Genomic DNA, 14,823 nt, shown 5'->3' with positions numbered 1-14,823 from the left:
GCCGTCGTTAGAAAATAGGAAGAAACAATGCCAACGCCCCTCGTCGTTTCCGAAGTCTCGAAGAGCTTCACCATGCACCTGCGCGACGGCATCAGGCTGCCCGTCGTCTCCGACGTCGCCTTCTCCGTGTCGTCAGGCGAATGCGTCGTGCTCGGAGGCCCCTCGGGCATCGGCAAGAGCTCGCTGCTCAAGATGATCTACGGCAATTATGCCGTCGATACCGGCCAGATCCTCATCCGCCACGATGGACGGATCGTCGATCTCGCCGCCGCCGATCCGCGCACCGTGCTCAAAGTTCGCCGCGATACACTCGGCTATGTCAGCCAGTTCCTGCGCACCGTACCGCGCGTGGCGGCGATCGACGTGGTGGCCGAACCGCTCGTGGCGCGCGGCGAAGAAATCGTCGTTGCACGCGAAAAAGCAGGCGCGCTGCTCGCCGAGCTCAACCTGCCGGAGGCGCTGTGGCAGCTTCCGCCCGCCACCTTCTCCGGCGGCGAGCAGCAGCGCGTCAACATCGCCCGCGGCTTCATCACCGAGCATACGATCCTGCTTCTCGATGAACCCACAGCCTCGCTCGATGCGAAAAACCGCGCCGTTGTCGTCGGCATGATCGCGGAGAAGAAAAAGGCAGGCGTCGCCCTTCTCGGCATCTTCCACGACGAGGAGGTGCGCGAGGCCGTCGCCGACCGCATCCTCGACGTCCAGCAATTCTCGCCGAGGAAGATCGCCGCATGAGCCGCCAGTTGGGCATCGAGCCCTATATCCACGAAACGGCCGATGTCAGCGGCTCCACTTTCGGGCGCTATACGGAGGTCTCCGAACGCTGCCGCATCAGCGAAGCCACTTTCGGCGACTATTCCTACATCATGCAGGACGGCTCCGTCTGGTGTGCGACGATCGGCAAGTTCGTCAATATCGCTGCCGCCGTGCGCATCAACGCCACCAACCATCCGACCTGGCGCGCGACGCTGCATCATTTCACTTATCGCGCCGCCGATTATTGGCCGGACGCCGACATGGAGACGGACTTTTTCGCCTGGCGGCGCTCGAACCGGGTGACGATCGGCCACGACATCTGGATCGGCCATGGCGCAACGATCCTGCCGGGCGTCAATGTCGGCAACGGCGCGGTGATCGGCGCCGGCGCGGTCGTATCGAAGGACGTCGCGCCATACACGATCGTCGGCGGCGTGCCGGCGAAACTGATCCGCGAACGGTTTTCGAAACCGGTCGGCGAACACATGGACCGGCTCGCCTGGTGGGACTGGGAGCACGACCGGCTGCGCCAAGCCTTGCAGGATTTTCGCAACCTTAGCGCGGAAGATTTTCTGGCGAGATATGGTGGCTGAACCTCCGATATAGGCGCGGTGAATTGTGACACGAACTACACAAATATGACACGTGAGGTTCATGAAGCGGGACTAATGCGATGCTGACTAAGGTCTGGAGCGCAAGGGAAGAGCATGATGTTCGAGCTGAAGGATGTCACCCGTCGTTTCGGAAAGAAGCTCGCCGTCGACACCGTCACCCTCACCATTCCCCAAGGCCAGATGGTCGGCGTCATCGGCCGCTCCGGCGCCGGCAAGTCGACGCTCTTGCGCATGATCAACCGGCTGCAGGAGCCGAGCTCCGGCTCCATCCATTTCGCCGGCGTCGAGGTTTCCGGGCTTCGCGGCCGGGCGCTGCGCAACTGGCAGCGCGACTGCGCGATGATCTTCCAGCAGTTCAACCTGGTGCCGCGCCTCGACGTTCTCACCAATGTCATGCTCGGCCGCCTCAATCACCGCTCGACGCTTCTGAGCCTCCTCAACATCTTCACCCGCGAGGAACGCGTGCATGCGATCGCCGCGCTCGAACGCCTCGGCATCGAGCAGACGGCGCTGCAGCCGGCCGGCACGCTTTCCGGCGGCCAGCAGCAGCGCGTGGCGATCGCCCGCGCCCTGATGCAGAACCCGAAGATGGTCCTCGCCGACGAGCCGATCGCCTCGCTCGACCCGCTGAACGCCAAGATCGTCATGGATGCGCTGCGCGACATCAACGAGCGTGAGGGCATCACCGTCATCACCAATCTGCATACGCTCGACACCGCCCGCAACTATTGTGAGCGCATCGTCGGCATGGCCGGCGGCCGCGTCGTCTTCGACGGCAAACCGTCGGAGCTGACGGCCGAAGCAGTGAAGGCAATCTACGGAACGGACAAGGATGGCGCCGGCATCGACGAAACCATGACGTCGACGTCCATCACTATCGCTGCCGAGCGGGCAGACAATCAATCCGCCGGCGCCCAACCGCTGGCATTGGCCGGCCTTTGAGCGGGACGGCCGCGATCGAACGCCCGCGTCAAGGGCACATTTCTTCGTAACGGGAAGGCCGGGGACACCGGTCGATAGGAGAGAACGCATGTTGAAGAAAGCACTCTTTGCGGCAACGGCGCTGTTCGCGCTCGCCGGCGCCGCCAATGCCGCAGACCTTAAAGAATTCCGCATCGGCATCCTTGGCGGCGAAAACGAAACCGACCGCCTGCGCAATTATGCCTGCCTCGCCGACCATCTGAAGCAGGAGTTCGGCTTCGAGAAGGTCTCGCTCTTCCCGGCCGCCGATTATGACGGCGTGATCCAGGGTCTGCTCGGCGGCACGCTCGACTTCGCCGAACTCGGCGCTTCGGGCTACGCCTCCGTCTACCTCAAGGACCCGAAGGCTGTTACGCCGATCCTGACGACGCAGCAGAAAGATGGTTCGACGGGTTATCACTCGATCGGCCTCGCACTGAAGTCCTCCGGCATCAAGACCATCAAGGACGCCAAGGGCAAGAAGCTCGGCTACGCCGATCCGGACTCCACCTCCGGTTACCTCGTGCCGCTGACGCAGATCCCGAAGGACACCGGCATGCCCAACGACAAGTTCTTTGCCTCGACCCAGTTCAACGGCGGTCATGAAAACAACCTGCTTGCCGCCTATGACGGCAAGGTCGACGTTGCCGTCGACGATTCGTCGGGCATCGGCGATTTCAAGGACGGCTACACCTCCGGCACCTTCCGCAAAGAAGTCGACAAGGGCGCCGTGGATCCGAACAAGCTCGTTGAAGTCTGGCGTTCGCCGCTGATCCCGAACGGCCCGCTCGTCGTGCGCAACGCCCTCGGCGAAGAGTGGCAGACGAAGCTCGCAGCCTTCTTCACGGCCCTGCCGGAAAAGGATCACAAGTGCTTCTCGGCTGTCGAAGGCGGCGACTACAAGGGCTACGCCCCCGTCAAGCACGACTTCTACAATGCTGTCGTCGAAGTTCGCAAGGCGGCCATCGGCGGCTGATCGTCTTTTGAATACGGGGCGGCCGGCAACGGCCGCCCCTTCTTTTGTGACTACAGCGCCGCGCGTCTTTTCAGACGCGTAAAGGACGCTGTCGAACTTTGAATTGCTACATAATTCCATCCTCAAATCGAACTCGATTTGAGGATGGAATTATGTAGCAGGCGGGGCATCCATGACTATTGCCGATACACAGCCGCACATCCAGAGCACGCAGGATATCCGCACCGCCTGGGAGCGGATGGTCGCCAGGCGCCGATTTTACACCGTCCTCGGCCTGATGATCCTCACTGTGGCTTTCGTCAGTTCCGTCCGATTCGCCGACGAGAGCAATGCCGGCCATTTCTTCGACCGCCTGCCACATCTCTTCGACTTCCTGAGCTGGCTCATCCCCAAGGATTGGAACGACGTCTGGCGCGCGCTTTTCGACATAACAAGCGTCAACGACAAAGGCGGCGAGGAATTCAATTTCGACAAGGGCCGTGTCTACGTCTGGGGCGCCTTCTACATTCCGGAATATCTCGAGCTGATGATCGTGACGATCAACGTGGCGCTGATCTCGACAATTATCGCCTTCATCTTTGCTGTTCCCTTGAGCTTCTTTGCCGCGCGCAACCTCACGAGTTCATGGCCGCTGCGCATCTTCACCAAGCGGCTGATGGAGTTCCTGCGCGCCTTCCCCGAAATCGTGATCGCCGGCCTTTTTTCGGCGATCCTGTCGATTGGGCCGGTCGCCGCCATCATCGCCATCACCCTGCACACGATTGGCGCGCTCGGCAAACTCTTCTACGAAGTCGCCGAAAATATCGACATGAAGCCGCATGAGGGGATGAAGGCCGTCGGCGCCAACTGGTGGGAGCGCGTGCGCTTCGCCGCGCTGCCGCAGGTGCTGCCGAATTTCACCTCTTATGCGCTGCTGCGCCTGGAGGTCAACGTGCGCGCCTCGACCATCATCGGCGCCGTCGGCGGCGGCGGCATCGGCGAGGAGCTGAAGCTTTCGATCTCACGCGGCTTCGGCGCCAAGACGATGGCGCTCGTTCTGCTGCTGTTCGTGACGATCGTCGCCGTCGACCAGTTCTCCGCATGGCTGCGACGCCGTCTCGTCGGCGAGCACGCTTTCCTTCTGCAACATTGAGGCCGCCATGACGGTGATCGACGCAAACCGCATGCATGAGATCGAAGCGCGCTATCCGGAATATTTCCACCGGTCGTTCCGCCAGCGTTTCGGGGGGCTGATGATCCTCATTGCGACGCTGCTCTACGGTCTTTACGCCGTCTGGTTCTTCGACCTGCCAAAGCTTCTTGCCGAAGCCCACTGGGAGCGCGTCGGCATCTATCTCAGCCAATGGGTGAGCTACGATGTCCAGCCGGACCTCCGCATCCAGGAGGACGGCTCGATCGAGGTGCGTTATCCCCGCTTCTCGCCGCTCGGCGATAATCCGCATCCGGACTGGGTGGTCAACAATCCCGACGGCAGCATCACCGTTTCCGTCAGCGGCACCGGCCGTAGCGTCACCGTCTCGAAGAGCGAAACGATCGTGACTGCACACGGCATCAGCGTCCCCGTCGACGTTTCGAGCGGCGCGCCTGAGGTGGTCGGGCCGGTGCCGAGCTGGATGACGGTCTATGACGACAACGTGCTCGCGGAGCTCGGCTTTGCCGGCGACGTCAGCATTTCCGTCGATCGCGTCAAGGTTCGCAAACGCTTCCTCGGCTGGGCGAATTTCCTCTTCGACACGCAATCCTCCTTCTTCGACAAGCCGGTCGGCGAAATCATCGGCCTCATCGTCTCCGGCCCGCGCATCAAGCCCGACCAGACCAATCTGTCGCTCGCCTTCGATGACATCTGGAACAACAGCGAATGGCAGCATGGCGACGTCTGGACCAAGCTGTTCCAGACGATCGTCATGGCCTTTCTCGGAACACTGCTCGGCGCGCTCGCCGCCTTCCCGCTCGCCTTCCTGGCGGCGCGCAACATCACACCGAACCGCCTTCTGAATCAGATCCTCAAGCGCTTCTTCGATTTCCTGCGCTCGGTCGACATGCTGATCTGGGCGCTGTTCCTGACGCGTGCCTTCGGCCCCGGGCCGCTTGCCGGCAGCGGCGCGATCTTCCTCACCGAGACCGGCACGCTCGGCAAGCTCTATTCCGAGGGACTCGAGAACATCGACAACAAGCCGCGGGAAGGCATCAAATCGACCGGCGCCCAGACGGTGCTCGTCCATCGTTACGGCATCATGCCGCAGATCGTTCCCATCTTCGTCAGCCAGACGCTCTACCAGTGGGAATCGAATGTGCGCGGCGCCACGATCATCGGCGCCGTCGGCGCGGGCGGCATCGGCCTCAAGCTCTGGGAGGCGATGCGCACCAACGCCAACTGGGAAAACGTCGCCTATATGGTCATTCTGATCCTGATCGTCGTCTTCCTGTTCGACGCCGCTTCGAACGCGCTGCGCCACCGGTTGATGGGCACGAAGACGCACTGATCGATCGATGAGGGGCGGTGGCGGCGCTGCCGCCATCATCATTCTGTCACGGAAATCTTTTAGCCGGGAGCCTGCTTGCGGTTCGCCGCCAAATCACTGCACATTGCCCTCCCCGTTTCGATGATCCCCAGGATAAAAGCCTTGCGCTACGCCCTCTATTTCTCGCCGCCGAAGGAAGATCCCCTGACCGGCGCGGCTTCGCGCTGGCTCGGCCGCGATGCTTTCACCGGCGAAACCTATCCTGCACCCGACCATGAGACACTCGGTGCGGCAGAGCAGTTCGAGCTGACCGCCGACCCACGCCGCTACGGCTTTCACGCGACGATCAAGGCGCCGTTTTCGCTTGCCGCTTCCGTCACCGAAAAGGATCTCATGGCCTTCGCGGAGGAGTTTGCCGCCCGGACCCCCGCCTTCGAGATTCCTCAACTCGTGCTCGGGCAGCTCGGCCGTTTTTTTGCCCTTGTTCCGGCTTCTCTTCATCAACCTCTTCAGGATTTCGCCGCGAAGGTGGTAAAATCCTTCGAGCCGTTCCGCGCGACGCTTTCCGAGGCCGATATCGCGCGCCGCAATCCGGAGAGGCTCAGCGACAGCCAGCGCGCCAATCTGCAACGCTGGGGTTATCCTTACGTCATGGAGGATTTCGGTTTCCACATGACGCTGAGCGGCCAGGTGCCCGAGACACGTGCCGAGACGATGAAAACGGTCCTGGCGGAGCGTTTTTCCGGTTTCACCGGCCGGCCGCTTTCGATTTCCGGCCTCGCCGTCTTCATCGAGGAGAGGCGCGGCGCCCCGTTCAAAGTTCATTCCTGGCTGCCGCTTTCCGGCGCCAAAAGCTGAAAGACCTGACGATATGAGCAAAGAGACCGTCTTTTCCAACGCCCGCATCGTTCTGGAGGACGACATCCTTTCAGGATCGATCCTCATCCGCGACGGCAAGATCGCCGACGTCTCCGAAGGCAATTCGGTAGCCGGCGAAGATTTCGAGGGCGATTACGTCATTCCCGGCCTTGTCGAACTGCATACCGACCATCTCGAAGGCCATTACCAGCCGCGCCCGGGCATCCGCTGGCACAAGACCGCTGCCGTCCAGGCGCATGACGCCCAGATCGTCACATCGGGCATCACGACGGTCTTCGACTGCCTGCGCATGGGCGCGGACGAGGACGGCGGTTTCGAACATGGCGAGATGCGCGAGATGGCCGACGCCATTCAATCAGCGGAGAAGGAAGGCCGGCTGCGCGCCGAGCACCTCATCCATCTTCGCTGCGAGGTTTCGGCCGACAACGTACTCGAACATTTCGCCGATTTCGAAAACGATCCGCATGTGCGGCTGGTCTCGCTGATGGATCATGCGCCCGGCCAGCGACAGTTCCAGACGATGGATCAATACATCTTCTACTATCAGAAGAAGCGGGGCCTGAGCGACGAGGCCTTCGCCCGTTTCGTCGCCAAGCGCCAGGCGGAATCGGCGCGCAATTCAACCCCGCATCGCAATGCCATCGCCAAGGTTTGCGCCGAGCGCGGCATCACGGTCGCAAGCCACGACGACGCCACGCTCTCCCATGTCGACGAGGCAATCGACAATGGCGTGCGCCTTGCCGAGTTTCCGACCAGCTTCGATGCCGCCCGGGCATCGCACGAGCACGGCATGAGCGTACTGATGGGCGCGCCGAATATCGTGCGCGGCAAATCCCACTCCGGCAACATCGCCGCGCGCGATCTCGCCGAAATGGGCGTGCTCGACGTGCTGTCCTCCGACTACGTGCCGCTCAGCTTGCTGCATGCACCCTTCATCCTTGCCGACGAGGTGGAGAGCATCACCCTTCCGAAAGCGATCGCGATGGTGACGTCGACGCCTGCCCGCACCGTCAGCCTCCACGATCGCGGCCGGATCGCGACCGGGTTGCGCGCCGATCTCGTCCGTGTCCACCGCTCGCACGGCGTGCCGGTCACACGCTCCGTCTGGCGCCAGGGACGCCGTGTCGCATGACCCCGCACGAACCCCATGCAGCAGCCGGAGCCGAACGCGGCATCATGGTCGTCGTCGTCGGGCCGAGCGGCGCCGGCAAGGACACGCTGATGAATCTCGCTGCGCGGCGTTTTGCCGGCCGCGACAACGTGCATTTCGCCCGCCGCGTCATAACCCGCCACCGTGATGCCGGCGGCGAGGATCATCTTTCCGTCTCTCTCCAAGGCTTTGCCGCCATGGAGCAGTCAGGCTCCTTCGCCGTCTGGTGGGAAGCGCATGGCCTGAGATACGGCATTCCGGCCGAAGTCTCGGTGGCGCTGTCGCGAGGCCACGTCGTCGTGGCCAACGGCTCGCGCTCGGCGCTTCACCGCTTCCAGGCCGCTTTCCCGCGGCTGAAGGTCATCAATGTCACGGCCAGCCCCGACGTGCTCGCCAGCCGGCTCGAAGCGCGCGGCCGCGAGACACACGAGGACATCATGGCCAGGCTCGCTCGCGGCCCGCTGACCGTGCGTGGGGACTACGATGTGACGGAGCTCGACAATAGCGGCTCGCTCGAAGAGGCCGAGCAGAAGATGATCGCGATCCTGGACGGATTGCTGGCCGAAGTGCGCTGACGACGGTAGAGAAGCAGGATGCGCGCCATCAAAGTCGTCGATTACGACCCTTCCTGGCCGCTGCTGTTTGCTTAAATCAGCGTCGAAGTCTCCATCCTGCTCGGTGATCTCGTGCTGTCCATCGACCATATCGGCAGTACATCGGTGCCCGGCCTTGCGGCCAAGCCGAAGATCGACCTCGATGTCATCGCGATATCCGATGAAGCGCTACCGCCAGCAATCGAATTGGTACGCGCCGCCCACTTCATCTTTCACGGCGACCCTCATGGCGACGGCCGCTGGGTCTTTACCCGGAATCGCGAGTGTTATGGTTTCAGACTCTATCTTTGCGGTCCCGACAATCGCGCGCATCAAGAACGCATCCTGTTTCGCGATTATCTCAGAGACCATCCCGACAGGGCCAAAGCCTATGCCGACCTGAAACGCCGGCTGGCGGCGGAGGCAGACGGCGATTGGGATTTCTATACCGGCGGAAAATCAGCCTTCGTCAATGAAACAGTAGAGTTGGCCGCGTTGAGAAGATGAGACCGAAGAGGCGTTGCGCACTTCGGTCATTGTCTATCAATCGCCGTCGCTTCGCCCGGAAACGATCTCGCGCTTGCCGACATGATTTGCCGGACCGACGAGACCTTCCTTCTCCATGCGCTCGACCAGTGAAGCAGCGCGGTTATAGCCGATGCCGAGGCGGCGCTGGATATAGGAGGTCGAGCACTTCTTGTCGCGCATGACGACCTTGACCGCCTGCTCGTAAAGCTCGTTGCCGTCCTCTGAGGCCATGGCGCTTTTGTCGAAAACGGCGCCGGCGTCTTCCTCTTCCGGCTCTTCCTCCTCGTCGGCGGTCACAGTGTCGAGATATTCGGGGCGACCCTGCGTCTTCAGGTGCGCAACGACCTTTTCCACTTCGGCATCGGAGACGAAGGGACCGTGGACGCGGGCGATACGTCCGCCGCCCTGCATATGCAGCATGTCGCCCTGGCCGAGCAGCTGCTCGGCCCCCTGCTCGCCGAGGATGGTGCGGCTGTCGATCTTCGAGGTCACCTGGAAGGAAATGCGGGTCGGGAAATTCGCCTTGATCGTGCCGGTGATGACATCGACCGACGGACGCTGGGTCGCCATGATCAGGTGAATGCCTGCGGCGCGCGCCATCTGCGCCAGACGCTGGATCGCACCCTCGATCTCCTTGCCAGCGACCATCATCAGATCAGCCATCTCGTCGACGATGACGACGATATAAGGCATCGGCGCAAGATCCAGCTCTTGGCTTTCCTCGATCGGCGCGCCGGTCTGCCGGTCGAAGCCGACCTGGACCATGATGTGGATGGTCTCGCCCTTTTCGCGCGCCTGGGAGACGCGGCCGTTGTAACCGTCGATGTTGCGCACGCCGAGGCGCGACATCTTGCGATAACGCTCCTCCATCTCGCGCACCGCCCATTTCAATGCCATGACGGCCTTCTTCGGGTCGGTGACGACGGGCGTCAGCAGATGCGGAATCCCGTCATAAACGGAAAGTTCGAGCATCTTCGGGTCGACCATGATCAGCCGGCACTGTTCCGGCGTCATGCGGTAGAGCAGCGACAGGATCATCGTATTGATGGCAACCGATTTCCCCGAGCCGGTGGTGCCGGCGACGAGCAGGTGCGGCATCTTTGCGAGTTCGGCGATCACAGGCTCACCGCCGATGGTCTTGCCGAGGCCGAGCGCCAGCTTATAGCCGCTCTTGTCGAAATCCTGGCTCTCGATCATCTCGCGGAAATAGACGGTTTCACGGGTAACGTTCGGCAGCTCGATGCCGATGACGTTGCGGCCAGGGACGACGGCGACGCGAGCCGACAGCGCCGACATCGAGCGGGCGATATCGTCGGCCAGGCCGATAACGCGCGAGGATTTCACGCCGGGCGCCGGCTCGAATTCATAAAGGGTGACGACGGGGCCGGGGCGGACATGGATGATCTCGCCCTTGATGCCGAAATCCTCAAGCACGCTTTCCAGAAGACCGGCATTCTGCTCCAGCGTCTCCTGCGACATGATCTCGCCGAGACGCTCAGGCGGCTCCTGCAACAGCGCGCGCGGCGGGAATTCATAACCCGATGCATCGACCCTTTCAGGCCTCGCCGCAAGGCGCGGCGACGGCAGGACCGCGGCGACCGGGGGTGTAGGCCGAGGTACGGCGGCGGGCTGAGGCACGATGGGGGGCTGAGGCACCGGCGTGACCTGAGGCATCGGCGCAGTCTGGGGCGCGACCTGCGGCGCCGGTGCAATCGCCGCCTCGCGGGTACGCACGGGCCTTTCCAGAGAAATCGCCGCCGGCGGGCGCGGAGCTACCGGCGCGGGCGCTGCAGCCGGTGGCTGGACCGGTCGGGAAGCGGTCTGAGCGGGCTTCAGCGCGCCCGGACGCCATTCCATGATGCGAAACAGCGAGGTGATTGATTCGGGCGCGGTCTCGATCTTCGGAAGAATGATCGAGGGCGCGCGCACCGGTTCGCCTTCCTCGAAGGCCATGACTTCCCAGAAGGCAAAATCGGAAATCGAAGACAGTTCGGAAGCGACGCGCAGGGTAGGAGCCTCCACCGCGGCGGCCGGCGGCTGCAGCGCCTCGATCTCCGCCTGCGCTACGGCAGGTTCAGCGGGCTCCGGCAGGTAGATATCGAAGGGCACGTCGACCGCCACCGGTTCTATCCGTATCGCCTGCTGCTCCGCTTCCGATTCGCAGCGAACGGGCTCGTTCGATGGGCGGCGGCGGCTGATCAGCGTTTCGGGCGTGCGGGTGAAGCGAACATTCGGCGCGAGCGAGAAGTTGCTCTGCCAGATCGGCGCCGGCGGCCTCTCGCCTGGATTTTCCTCCGGAAGCTCCGTTTCAATGCCGCTGGAAAAATCTGCGGCATCCGTCAAATTGGTTCTGGGAAAACGCATGCGTCCGCTACTCACTCATGCCTAACAAATTACGACCCTACCGGGATAGAAAAGGAAGGTTAATAAGTTCCTTCCAGCCGTATCGTTCCGATACGGCCCAGGGCGGCACATCGTCGTGAATTCAGTGGGTTAGGGAAGGCGGAAAAATCTTTTTCGTTTTGGGGAGGCGGTTAATGCGCCTCGTCCCAATTGGTGGCGGCGCGGGCATCGACCTTGAGCGGCACGCGCATTTCGAGCGCCGGCATCGTAGCGTTTTCCATGACCGAGACGATGACCGGCATCGCCTTTTCGACGTCCTCGTCCTCGACCTCGAAAATCAGCTCGTCATGCACCTGCAGCAGCATGCGCACGCGCTCGGCAAGACCGGCTTCGGCGAGCGCCGGCTCCATCTTGATCATCGCCCGGCGGATGACGTCGGCCGCAGAGCCCTGGATCGGCGCGTTGATCGCCGCCCGTTCGTTGAAGGCGCGCACCGAAGGGTTGGAGGAGCGGATTTCCGGATAGTTGATGCGGCGGCCGAAGATCGTTTCGACATAACCCTTGTCGCGGGCCATCGCCTTGCGGCTCTCCATATAGTCGCGGATCCCGGGGAAGCGTTCGAAATATTTCTTGATGTAGTCGCCGGCTTCCGAACGCTCGATCGAAAGCTGGTTGGCGAGGCCGAAGGCGGAGATGCCGTAGATGATGCCGAAATTGATCGCCTTGGCCCGGCGGCGCACCTCGCCCGGCATGCCTTCGACCGGCACGCCGAACATTTCCGACGCGGTCATGGCGTGAATGTCGACGCCGTCCTCGAAGGCCTTGGTCAGCTGCGGGATCTCGGCCACATGGGCAAGCACCCGCAGTTCGATCTGGCTGTAGTCGGCGGAGATCAGCTTGTGACCCGGCGTCGAGATGAAGGCGGTGCGGATCTTGCGGCCTTCTGCGGTGCGCACCGGAATATTCTGCAGGTTCGGTTCTGACGAGGACAGGCGCCCCGTGGTCGTCGAAGCCAGCGAATAGGAGGTGTGGACCCGCCTGGTCTCCGGATGGACATAGCCCGGAAGCGCGTCGGTATAGGTGGATTTCAGCTTGGTGACTTGGCGCCAGTCGACGATCTTGCGCGGCAGCTCGAAACCGGCTGCGGCGAGATCCTCGAGCACCGAGGCGGAGGTCGACCATTGTCCGGTCTTCGTCTTGCTGCCGCCGGCAAGGCCCATCTTGCCGAACAGGATGTCGCCCAGCTGCTTCGGCGAACCGATGTTGAAACGCTCGCCGGCGAGCTGGTAGATCTCGTCTTCCAGGCGCGCCGCACCCTGCGCCAGTTCGCCGGACAGCCGCGACAGGATCTGCCGGTCGACGGTGATGCCGCGCGCTTCCATATGCGCCAGCACCGGCAGCAGCGGCCGCTCCAGCCGCTCGTAGACGCTGGTCAGCCCCGCCGCCGCCAGTCGCGGCTTCAGCACCAGCCAGAGGCGCAGTGTCACGTCGGCGTCTTCGGCGGCATAATGGGTGGCGCGGTCGATATCGACGAGGTCGAAGGTGACGTTCGCCTTGCCGCTGCCCGCCACATCCTTGTAGGGGATCGGCGTATGGCCGAGGAATTTTTCCGAGAGCGGGTCCATGCCGTGCGCTCCGGTGCCGGCGTCGAGCACGTAGGAGATCAGCATCGTGTCGTCGAAACTCTTCGTCTCGATGCCGTAGCGCTTCATCAGGAGGTAGTCGTATTTCAGGTTCTGGGCGACCTTGAGAACCGATTCGTCCTCCAGCAATGCCTTCAGCCGCGGCAAGGCATCGCGCATGGGGATCTGGTTTTCAGCAAGGCCGCCGCCGAGCAGATCGCCGACGCCGTTCTTATGGGCGAGCGGCACATAGGCGGCACGGATCTTCGTGCCGGTGGGATCGCTGACATTGTCGGCGATCGCCATCGCAAAGCCGACAAGCTCGGCCTGCATCGCATCCAACGACGTGGTCTCGGTATCGAAAGCCACGAGGCCGGTGTCGCGGGCATCAGCGATCCATCTGTCGAGCGTCGCCAGATCGCGGATCGTCACATAGGTCGAATGATCGAAAGGCAGCGCCGCAAAAGCCTCGGCCCGCGCTTTGGCGAGATCGGCCGGCGAAAAAGCGCCTTCGACGCCGGCCTTCGCCTTCGCGCGAGGCGGCACGGGCACCGCTTCGCCCGAAACGTCTGGGATGCCGCCGGCGACGGCTTCGGGCTCGGCCGCGTCCAGATCGGGACCATGGGCCGCCTTGCCCCATTCGATAGCGACGACCGCCGGTTCGATGGCGCTCGCATCGCAATCGCAGACTTCGGCGACGCGTCGGGTCAGCGATGTGAATTCCATCGTCTTCAGGAAACCGACGAGCTTCGGGCCGTTCTGCGGTTCCAGCACCAGCGCGTCGAGATCGAGATCAAGCGGCACGTCGGTGCGCAGCCGCACGAGTTCGCGCGAAAGCCGCGCCATCTCGATATTGGCAAGGATCGTCTCGCGGCGCTTGACCTGCTTGATCTCGGTGGCGCGTTCGAGCAGCGTGTCGAGGTCGCCGTATTCCTCAAGCAGCTGGGCAGCCGTTTTAGGGCCGATGCCGGGAATGCCTGGAACGTTGTCGACAGAATCGCCGGTCATCGCCTGCAGGTCGATCATCTTTTCCGGCGGCACGCCCCATTTCTCGACAACGTCGGGAATGCCGATCTGCTTGTCCTTCATGCTGTCGTACATGTGGACATTGGGAGTGACGAGCTGCATCAGATCCTTGTCGGAGGAGACGATGGTGACGTCGGCACCTGCCGCCTCGGCCTGGCGGGCATAGGTGGCGATGATGTCGTCGGCCTCGAAGCCTTCGGTCTCGATGCAGGGCAGGTTGAAGGCGCGGGTCGCCTCTCTGATGAGGCCGAATTGGGGAATGAGCTCTTCGGGCGGGGCCGAACGATTCGCCTTATAGGCGTCGTAGAGATCCTTACGAAAGGTCTTGGCGGAATAATCGAATATGACGGCGAGATGGGTCGGCGTTACCCCGACATCGGTGTTGCGCGCATCCCGCAAGAGCTTCCACAGCATGTTGCAGAAACCGGAAACGGCGCCGACCGGCAGGCCGTCCGATTTGCGCGTCAGCGGCGGCAGTGCGTGAAAGGCCCGAAAGATGAAGCCGGAACCATCGACTAGGAAGAGGTGATCGCCTTTTTTCATGTGCGCATGGATAGCGCGGGCAGGAAACCAGGTCCATATAAAGTTCGGCCAAGAGCGGAAGGATTTCTGCTCACCAAACTGTTACCGATTTGTAACGTACCGTGACCCTTGAAAAACCACATTCGTAGCTACAAATCGATGTCACCGGCGCTGTTGATTGCGTCGCGGGTCTGATTACCGGCTTGTCCCCCGCCGCATCAGGCTTGGACAAAGGCCTTATCCCCCTCTCCGGGCCTTTGTCCCCATTTTAAAGTCGCCATGGCCAACCTCCAGGTCATGGCGACTTTTGTTTTCCAGGTCTGCGCAGTTCCGATCGCGGCTTGCATTTTTTGGGGCATCCTCTGCGATTTGCTGCATTGTCTCCGGCACGG

Annotated in this window: 12 protein-coding genes; 10 read left to right on the top strand and 2 right to left on the bottom strand. The window is 62.4% G+C overall.

What is annotated here, in order from left to right; all coding sequences use genetic code 11:
* Positions 1-27 precede the first annotated feature (27 nt).
* The 10 genes from phnL (at position 28) to Tal182_RS00935 (ending at position 8,897) form a co-directional block, all read left to right on the top strand.
* Complete coding sequence (gene phnL / locus Tal182_RS00980; protein ID WP_064800258.1) at positions 28-735, top strand: phosphonate C-P lyase system protein PhnL; 708 nt, start codon at positions 28-30, stop codon at positions 733-735.
* On the top strand, positions 732-1,349 hold the full coding sequence (locus Tal182_RS00975; protein WP_085857786.1) for an acetyltransferase: 618 nt from the start codon (positions 732-734) through the stop codon (positions 1,347-1,349). The genes phnL and Tal182_RS00975 overlap by 4 nt, the downstream gene beginning before the upstream one ends.
* Before the next feature lie 117 nt (positions 1,350-1,466).
* Positions 1,467-2,312: a phosphonate ABC transporter ATP-binding protein gene (gene phnC / locus Tal182_RS00970; RefSeq protein ID WP_170965916.1), complete on the top strand. Its 846-nt coding sequence runs from the start codon at positions 1,467-1,469 to the stop codon at positions 2,310-2,312.
* Positions 2,313-2,400: 88 nt separating this feature from the next.
* A complete protein-coding gene (gene phnD, locus Tal182_RS00965; RefSeq protein ID WP_064800255.1) occupies positions 2,401-3,306 on the top strand; it encodes a phosphonate ABC transporter substrate-binding protein in 906 nt (301 codons plus the stop codon).
* A gap of 172 nt (positions 3,307-3,478) precedes the next feature.
* Complete coding sequence (phnE, locus tag Tal182_RS00960; protein ID WP_085857784.1) at positions 3,479-4,438, top strand: phosphonate ABC transporter, permease protein PhnE; 960 nt, start codon at positions 3,479-3,481, stop codon at positions 4,436-4,438.
* A gap of 7 nt (positions 4,439-4,445) precedes the next feature.
* On the top strand, positions 4,446-5,789 hold the full coding sequence (phnE, locus tag Tal182_RS00955; RefSeq protein ID WP_085857783.1) for a phosphonate ABC transporter, permease protein PhnE: 1,344 nt from the start codon (positions 4,446-4,448) through the stop codon (positions 5,787-5,789).
* Between the two features lie 141 nt (positions 5,790-5,930).
* Positions 5,931-6,626: a DUF1045 domain-containing protein gene (locus Tal182_RS00950; protein WP_064805822.1), complete on the top strand. Its 696-nt coding sequence runs from the start codon at positions 5,931-5,933 to the stop codon at positions 6,624-6,626.
* Between the two features lie 13 nt (positions 6,627-6,639).
* Positions 6,640-7,779, top strand: a complete 1,140-nt coding sequence (locus tag Tal182_RS00945; RefSeq protein ID WP_085857782.1) for an alpha-D-ribose 1-methylphosphonate 5-triphosphate diphosphatase — start codon at positions 6,640-6,642, stop codon at positions 7,777-7,779.
* Positions 7,776-8,372 (top strand): phosphonate metabolism protein/1,5-bisphosphokinase (PRPP-forming) PhnN, encoded by a 597-nt coding sequence (gene phnN / locus Tal182_RS00940; RefSeq protein WP_064800251.1) that lies wholly within the window; start codon positions 7,776-7,778, stop codon positions 8,370-8,372. The genes Tal182_RS00945 and phnN overlap by 4 nt, the downstream gene beginning before the upstream one ends.
* Positions 8,373-8,447: 75 nt before the next feature.
* A complete protein-coding gene (locus tag Tal182_RS00935) occupies positions 8,448-8,897 on the top strand; it encodes a GrpB family protein (RefSeq protein ID WP_245344849.1) in 450 nt (149 codons plus the stop codon).
* A gap of 36 nt (positions 8,898-8,933) precedes the next feature.
* Here the strand turns inward: Tal182_RS00935 and Tal182_RS00930 are convergent, their stop codons facing one another.
* Together Tal182_RS00930 and polA are read right to left on the bottom strand one after the other, a co-directional pair.
* Entirely contained in the window at positions 8,934-11,282 is a 2,349-nt protein-coding gene (locus Tal182_RS00930; RefSeq protein ID WP_085857781.1) for a DNA translocase FtsK, read from the bottom strand.
* Between the two features lie 170 nt (positions 11,283-11,452).
* On the bottom strand, positions 11,453-14,452 hold the full coding sequence (gene polA, locus Tal182_RS00925) for a DNA polymerase I (protein ID WP_085857780.1): 3,000 nt from the start codon (positions 14,450-14,452) through the stop codon (positions 11,453-11,455).
* Between the last annotated feature and the right edge of the window lie 371 nt (positions 14,453-14,823).

The sequence above is a fragment of the Rhizobium sp. TAL182 genome (assembly GCF_002117725.1).
GTDB lineage: Bacteria > Pseudomonadota > Alphaproteobacteria > Rhizobiales > Rhizobiaceae > Rhizobium > Rhizobium esperanzae.
The sequence above is the reverse complement of the archived record's forward strand: the minus strand, read 5'-3'. Positions and strand labels throughout refer to the sequence as shown.